This window comes from Rhizobacter sp. P1_G5 (assembly GCF_056405435.1).
In genome coordinates this window covers 1-6,714 of the sequence record NZ_JBFUCB010000322.1, presented here as the reverse complement: position 1 = coordinate 6,714, position 6,714 = coordinate 1, and the positions used below count along the sequence as shown (strand labels likewise).

Annotated in this window: 7 protein-coding genes and 1 pseudogene; 7 read left to right on the top strand and 1 reads right to left on the bottom strand. The window is 68.0% G+C overall.

The genetic code is table 11. The annotated features are described in order from the left end of the window. From AC1D12_RS20515 to AC1D12_RS20485, 7 genes are all read left to right on the top strand, one after another. On the top strand, nucleotides 1-348 hold a 348-nt coding region (locus AC1D12_RS20515), incomplete at its 5' end, for a DUF2199 domain-containing protein (RefSeq protein ID WP_477842515.1). A gap of 35 nt (nucleotides 349-383) precedes the next feature. Further along, a complete protein-coding gene (locus tag AC1D12_RS20510) occupies nucleotides 384-794 on the top strand; it encodes a DUF4259 domain-containing protein (RefSeq protein ID WP_477826651.1) in 411 nt (136 codons plus the stop codon). 104 nt (nucleotides 795-898) lie between these two features. Beyond that, entirely contained in the window at nucleotides 899-1,612 is a 714-nt protein-coding gene (locus tag AC1D12_RS20505) for a DUF899 family protein (protein ID WP_477842514.1), read from the top strand. 36 nt (nucleotides 1,613-1,648) lie between these two features. Continuing rightward, on the top strand, nucleotides 1,649-2,800 hold the full coding sequence (locus AC1D12_RS20500; protein WP_477827497.1) for an ATP-binding protein: 1,152 nt from the start codon (nucleotides 1,649-1,651) through the stop codon (nucleotides 2,798-2,800). Between the two features lie 194 nt (nucleotides 2,801-2,994). Next, nucleotides 2,995-3,375 (top strand): hypothetical protein, encoded by a 381-nt coding sequence (locus AC1D12_RS20495; RefSeq protein WP_477842513.1) that lies wholly within the window; start codon nucleotides 2,995-2,997, stop codon nucleotides 3,373-3,375. Then, entirely contained in the window at nucleotides 3,372-4,847 is a 1,476-nt protein-coding gene (locus tag AC1D12_RS20490; RefSeq protein ID WP_477827495.1) for an ATPase domain-containing protein, read from the top strand. The genes AC1D12_RS20495 and AC1D12_RS20490 overlap by 4 nt, the downstream gene beginning before the upstream one ends. A 25-nt stretch (nucleotides 4,848-4,872) precedes the next feature. Continuing rightward, nucleotides 4,873-6,345 carry a diguanylate cyclase domain-containing protein gene (locus AC1D12_RS20485; RefSeq protein ID WP_477842512.1) on the top strand — a complete coding sequence of 491 codons (1,473 nt, stop codon included), beginning with the start codon at nucleotides 4,873-4,875 and terminating at the stop codon, nucleotides 6,343-6,345. An 11-nt stretch (nucleotides 6,346-6,356) separates the two neighbouring features. Here the strand turns inward: AC1D12_RS20485 and AC1D12_RS20480 are convergent. Then, nucleotides 6,357-6,714: pseudogene (locus tag AC1D12_RS20480) on the bottom strand (MDR/zinc-dependent alcohol dehydrogenase-like family protein); the annotation flags it as partial.

The following is a 6,714-nucleotide window of genomic DNA, read 5'->3' as shown; positions in this document are numbered from 1 at the left end:
CGTTTCGTCCGTGCCGTGCTGGAGGTGCCGATTCACGGGATCGAGGAGCCGTTCCTGTGGGGCCTCTGGGTGTCGCTGAGCGAGAAGAGCTTCAACCGCTATTTCGAAACCTACGATGAGCCCATCGACGGAGACTGTTTCTTCGGCTGGGTCTGCAACGCGATTCCGGCCTATCCGTACGACGAGTCGAGGCCGGCCGATGTCGTGGTGCAGCTCGGGGGCCAGCGACCCAAGGTCATCCTCCACCGTGGCGAGCACGGCCGCGATCCGTTGGTCATCGATCAAGTCCATGGAATTTCCATTGCCCGCGCACAGGAAATTGCGGAACATGCGTTCCATCGGAGCTGAGCCGGTCCCAGCACGGAATTCATCGAGGAGCGCACATGGGCGCATGGTCTGTTGATCCCTTCGGAAACGACGACGCCGCGGATTGGGCCTACGAGCTTGAAGAAGCCGACAGTCTCGGCCCCATTGAGGAAGCAATCGACGCTGTACTGTCTTCCGGCGAGGACTACCTGGAGGCTCCGCAGGCGTGCGTGGCCATCGCGGCGATCGAGGTTCTGGCCAGGCTCGCAGGCCGTTCCGGCGAGAAGACTTCGCACACGGAGGCGGTCGACAACTGGGTGGCGAGCGTTCAGCTCAAGCCACCCGTCGAGCTGATCGACAAGGCTCAAGCCGCCCTCGCGCGCATCCTTGCCGAGAACTCCGAACTGGCGGAACTGTGGCAGGACAGTGACGACCACGATGCCTGGCAGGCTCCGATGGATCATCTGCAAGCGCGTGTCGGTGCCTGAAGCAGCCATGCGATGACGCTGGCCCGCCTTTTTTTCGGCTCCTCGTGTCGATTCCGCTCCCCACCGTTCGTCGTCATGGCACCACCTCACAGCTGGAGACGCCCATGACCGCACAGCCGCCCCTGCGCCCCGCCAAGGACCTGGCCCAGTCCAGGCGCCGCTTCCCCGGCGAAAGCCCCGAGTACCGCGCCGCCCGCAACGCCCTGCTCGAGCAGGAGATCGAGCTGCGCCGCCTCAACGAGCGCGTCGCCGCACAGCGCCGCGCGCTGCCGCCGGGCGGCGTCGTGCCGCACGACTACCGGTTCGACGGCGAGCAGGGCCCCGTTACGCTGTCGCAGATGTTCGGCGAGCACGACACGCTGGTCATCTACAACTTCATGTACGGCCCGCAGCGCAAGCGGCCGTGCCCGATGTGCACCTCGATGCTCAGCGCGTTCGATGGCGAGATGCCCGACATCCTGCAGCGCGTCGCGTTCTCGGTGATCGCCCGATCGCCGATCGACCGCATCCTGGCCTTCAGGAAGGAACGCGGCTGGCGCCACCTGCGCCTGTACTCGTCGGGCGGCAACGACTTCAACCGCGACTACGCCGACGAAGACCCGGCGAGCACCGGCGACAACGCCGGCTTCAACGTCTTCACGCGCCGCGACGGCGTCATCCGCCACACCTGGGGCGACGAGATGGGACCCGAGAGCGCCGACCCCGGCCAGGACCCGCGCGGCGCGCCCGAAGTGATGCCGATCTGGATCGTGCTCGACATGACGCCCGGCGGCCGGGGCGTCGACTGGTACCCGGAACTCGAGTACCCGCAGCGCTGAGGCTCCAGCGGTTCCGCGCAGGGCGCAGAATGGCGAATGCGCCTGTCGAGCTTCATCCACGCCAACCTCGATGCCATCCTGCGGGATTGGGTCGCTTTCGCCGCCAGCCAGATGCCCGCCGCGGCCAGCATCGACGAGGTGGGCCTGCTCGACCACGGCAGGCTGATCCTGCAGGAGATCGCCGAAGACATGCGCCGTCCGCAGGACGACGACGAGCGGCAAGCCAAGTCGGAAGGCCAGAGCGACACGCCCGCCCCCCTGCGAAGCATCCCGTCGCGCAGCCATGCCCGACAGCGCGAGCGACAGGGCTTCGAGGTGGAGCAGATGGTGGCCGAATACCGGGCGCTGCGCGCGACGGTGTTGAGGTTGTGGCGCGCTTCACAGGGCGAAGCCCTGGCCCTCCAGGATCTCGACGACGTGACGCGCTTCAACGAGGCCGTGGACCAGGCCATCGCGGAGTCGTTGAGCGTCTTCGTGCTGGAGGTGAACCGCACGCGCGACCTGTTTCTCGGGATGCTGGGCCACGACCTGCGAGGGCCGCTCAGCACGATCTCGGCCTACGCGGCCCTGGCGCTGCGCACCCGCCCCGACGACGCGCCCCAACTCGCCGTGGTGAAGCGCAGCGTCGGCCAGATGAAGGCCCTGCTGGACGACCTGGTCGAGTACACGCGCCACCGCCTGGGGTCGGGCCTGCCCGTCAGTCCGGCGCCTCTGCATCTGGACAAGTTCGCCCAGAACACCTTGCAGGAAATCGATGCGATCACGCCCGGAAGAGTCCTGCAGCTGACCGTGCTGGGCGACCTGCAGGGTGAATGGGACGCCCGGCGCCTGCACCAGGCCTTGTCCAACCTGGTGTTCAATGCCTTGAAGTACGGATTCCCCAGCTCGCCGGTCCGCGTCATCCTGGATGGCACACGCGCCGACGAAGTCCTGCTGGCCGTCGAGAATCACGGCAAACCCATTCCTGCCGACCTGCTGCCCAGCCTCTTCGATCCGCTGGTGCGCGCCGGCAGCGACGAAGGGGATGCCGATTCCCAGGTGGCCGGGGCCAATCTCGGCCTCGGTCTGTACGTCGTCCGCGAGATCGCCCTGGCCCACGGCGGCACGGTGGATGTCTCATCTGACGAAGGGGCCACCCGCTTCGAGCTTCGGTTGCCGCGCATCTGCGTGCGTCGCGACGAGGCATGAGGGTCCCAATGTGCGGTAGCGTACAGACCCGCGTGGCCGTCCATGCGACGTTCAAGCCTTCCTGGCTCCAGCGCGTGATGCCGTTCGAACGCCCCAGGTCCGGCAGTCCCTCAATGAATGCGACGCTGCTTGCCGGCGTGTGACACATGCCCAGTCCAGAGAGCGATGGAATTGCGATCTTCCTGAAAAGGACAGTGCGAGACGGCGCCTCTTCGCTGCAGGTCGCCGAATCGGTCAGCGTGGCCTTGCAAGGCATCGACGAGGCCTTGACGCCCATCATCGGCAAGCGCGGCGTCGCCGCGCTGCACCAGCGCACGGTGCACCTTGCCCGCGGGAGCGGTTCCTGGCTGATCCTCACCAAGGAAGGAGTTCCCACCGCGATGGATTTCGAGGCGCTGAAGAGCGCGCTGGCACAGCAGGAGGCCATCGACGCCGCCGACCAGGGCGCCCTGATCCTGCAGACCTTCCACGCGTTGTTGACCACCCTGGTCGGCCCGTCGCTCACCGAACGATTGCTTCGCCCCGCATGGGCCACCCTTTTGAGCGGTCCGTCCGCGCAGGACACCACGTCATGACCAGCAAAGTAACGATCAACCGGTTGGCCACGAAGGTGCCCGGCCTGGACGAGATTCTTGGTGGCGGTTTGCCGGAGTTCTCCTTCAACCTCATCGCAGGCCAGCCGGGCTGCGGCAAGACGACGCTGGCGCACCAGATCATGTTCGCGCTGGCGACACCCGAGCGCCCGGCGATCTACTTCACGGTGCTGGGCGAGCCGCCGCTGAAGATGCTGCGCTACCAGCAGCAGTTCGAGTTTTTCGACACCGAGGCGATCAACACCTCGATCCGTTTCATCAATCTCTCCGACGACGCCGTGGTGGGCGACCTCGACCGCGTGCTCAAGCGCATCGTCGACGAGGTGACGCGGCACAGCCCGGCGCTCGTCTTCGTGGATTCCTTCCGGTCGGTCGTGCTGGCCAGCGAGACCGACGGCAACCCCCACAACAGCCTGCAGCAGTTCGTCCAGCAGCTCGGCATGGTGATGACGAGCTGGCAGGCCACGACCTTCCTGATCGGCGAGTACTTCACCGAGACCGATGCCAACCCGGTGTTCACGGTGTCGGACGGACTCATCTGGCTGCGCCAGAGCGTGCAGCGCAACTCCATGGTCCGCAAGATGGAGATCATGAAGATGCGTGGACAACCCACGCTGGCGGGCCTGCACACGTTCCGCATCACCGACGCGGGTGTGGAAGTGTTTCCACCGGCCAGCGTCGCGATCTCGCCGCCGGGCGACCCGAACGCCGCGCCGCTCGCCAGGCGGCTGTCGATGGGTGTGCCGGGCCTGGACGAGATGCTGGGCGGCGGCTTGCCGTGCGGCTACTCGCTGCTGGTGGCGGGGCCTTCCGGCTCCGGCAAGAGCATCCTGGCTGCGGCTTTCCTGGCGGAGGGCGTGCGAGCGGGAGAGACCGGCGTCATCGCTGCCTTCGAGCAGAGTCCCAGCCGGTCGCGCAGCCGCGTGGTCGCGGACCTGATCGCGAGCGGGAAGGTGGGCGTGGTGGAGAACCGCGCCGATCTGTCGATCGACGAGGTCGGGTACATGCTGATGCAGAACATCCGACGCCTCGGCGCAACCCGCGTGGTCATCGATTCGCTGTCCGGCTTCGAGCTGGCACTGGCGCCGACGTTCCGCGAGGACTTCCGCGAATCGCTGTCGAACCTCGTCATCACGCTGGCCAGTGCGGGGGTCACCGTGCTGATGACCTCGGAACTCGAGGACCGCTACACCGATCTTCGCTTCAGCCCCTACGGCACCGCGTTCATGACGGACGCGATCATCGTGCAGCGCTACATCGAGATCGACAGCCGGCTGCGGCGGGTGATGGCGGTGGTCAAGGTCCGGGCCAGCGCCCACTCGGACCAGCTTCGTGCGTACAGCATCGACGGCGATGGCATCCACATCGGCGAGATGCTGGCCGACCAGGAAGGGCTGCTCGGGGGCCGGCCCACGACGAAGCTGGCGGCCGCCGGACCCGGCAAGCGTTCCTGAGTCCGGGCATGCGGGCATCGTCACCATGACCGACGCTCCCGATCTTCCAGGCGTTGCGGCGACGGACGCCCAAGCCGAGCTGGACCGGCTGAATGCGCAGGTGACGACCATGCGCACCGTCCTGACGCAGTTGCTGCAGGATGTCGTCCGCGCCGAACGGCAGGTGGAGGAAGGCCGGGCGGCGCAGCTGCTGGAGGCCAACGAGCGCTTGATGGTGAGCGCGCTCGGGGCCATCACCGATGCCGAGATTGCCAACGTCGCGCGCGACAAGGCGTCGCAGACGGGCGGGCTCGATCCCTTGACGGGCTTGCCCACCCGCGCGGTGCTGCTGGACCGCCTGGAGAGCGCGATCTTCAATTCGAAGCGGCATGGCAACCGCGTCGCGTTGCTCTTTCTCGACCTCGACGGCTTCAAGCAGGTCAACGACGAGCAGGGTCACGCCGCAGGCGACCAGGCGCTCCAGCGGGTGGCCGATTGCCTGCGGACGGTCGTGCGCGAGACCGACACCGTCAGTCGCCATGGGGGTGACGAATTCCTGATCGTGCTCGCCGAGGTGGCGCTGGCGGCCGACGCCGCCATCGTCGCGGAGAAGGTGAACGCGGCCCTGCGCGAACACGATCCCGCCGGCCGTGCTGACCTGCGCCTGACGGCGAGCATCGGCATCAGCGTCTATCCGGAGGACGGGGCGGATGCCAAGACCTTGATCGACCGCGCCGACCAGGCGATGTACTTCGCCAAGAAGCAGGCGCTCGGCGGGTTCGTGTTCTACGCGGACCAGGCCACCGGCCAGTCGAGCCTGCCGGCCCCGTCCGTCCGGGCGCAACACCAGCGGATGACCCACCACGAGCTGGAGATGGCCGGCCACGAGCTGCAGCAGGCGCACCTGCGCGAAGCGAACGAACAGCTGGTGATGGCCGCGCTCGGTGCGCAGGAGCTGCTGGCCGCGGCAGAGGAAACGCGGCGCCGACAGGCGACCTTGCTGGCCTGGGTGGCCAACGAGTTGCGCAGTCCGTTCGCACCCATCCGGCTGGCCGCCGCGGCCCTGGGCAGGCCGGACGCCGCGAGCACCTTGTTGCCGCGCGCCCAGGCGATCATCGAGCAACAGGTCGACAAGATCCTGGGTCTCGTGAGCGGGCTTCTCGATCCCCCGTCGCGTGGCGAGGCCCCGTTGCCGGCGGGGCGGCAGAGCTTCGACGCGGCCGCGTCCATCGGCGTGGCCGTGGACGCCTGCCGACCCGCCGTCGAGGAGCGGGCGCAGACCCTGGACCTGACGATCTCCGGCCCCCTGAGGATCGACGCCGACCCGACGTTCCTCATCCAGACGCTGATGAGCCTGATCAGCCAGGCGTCGGCCTGCACCGGCCTCGCAGGACGCATCCGCTGCGCGGCCGAAGTGGCCGAGGGCCGGCTGTGCCTGACCGTCGTCGCAACGCCGGTCGATGGCGGGCCGGGGCATCAGTTCAGTGCGGCGCTTCCGGCTTCTCCCCAGTTGGCGTGATCACGCCGGTGGATCGCGTCGAGCTGCGCCGCGCTGCCGGTGGCCCACACCTCGGCCCCATGCGCACGCGCCAACTGCACCGCAATGTGCCCGACACCGCCGGCCCCGCCGTGCACCAGCACGCGATCACCGGGCTTCACCCGTGCGCGATCCACGAGCCCTTCCCACGCCGTGATCGTGACCAGCGGCAGCACGGCTGCCTCGCGCGGTGACAGCGCGGCCGGCCGCAGCGCCAGCAGCCGTGCATCCACCGCGATGAAGCCGGCCAGCGTGCCCGCATGCCCGCCGACGCCGCCGACCATGCCGAACACCTCGTCGCCCGGCTGCAGATGCGATACGCCGGCGCCGACCGCGCGCACGGTGCCGGTC

What these genes read in the sequence shown, in the direction of transcription:
- AC1D12_RS20505 (WP_477842514.1), top strand. Translation starts at nt 899, where the DNA reads ATGACCGCACAGCCGCCCCTGCGCCCCGCCAAGGACCTGGCCCAGTCC.
- AC1D12_RS20490 (WP_477827495.1), top strand. Translation starts at nt 3,372, where the DNA reads ATGACCAGCAAAGTAACGATCAACCGGTTGGCCACGAAGGTGCCCGGC.
- AC1D12_RS20500 (WP_477827497.1), top strand. Translation starts at nt 1,649, where the DNA reads ATGCGCCTGTCGAGCTTCATCCACGCCAACCTCGATGCCATCCTGCGG.
- AC1D12_RS20510 (WP_477826651.1), top strand. Translation starts at nt 384, where the DNA reads ATGGGCGCATGGTCTGTTGATCCCTTCGGAAACGACGACGCCGCGGAT.
- AC1D12_RS20485 (WP_477842512.1), top strand. Translation starts at nt 4,873, where the DNA reads ATGACCGACGCTCCCGATCTTCCAGGCGTTGCGGCGACGGACGCCCAA.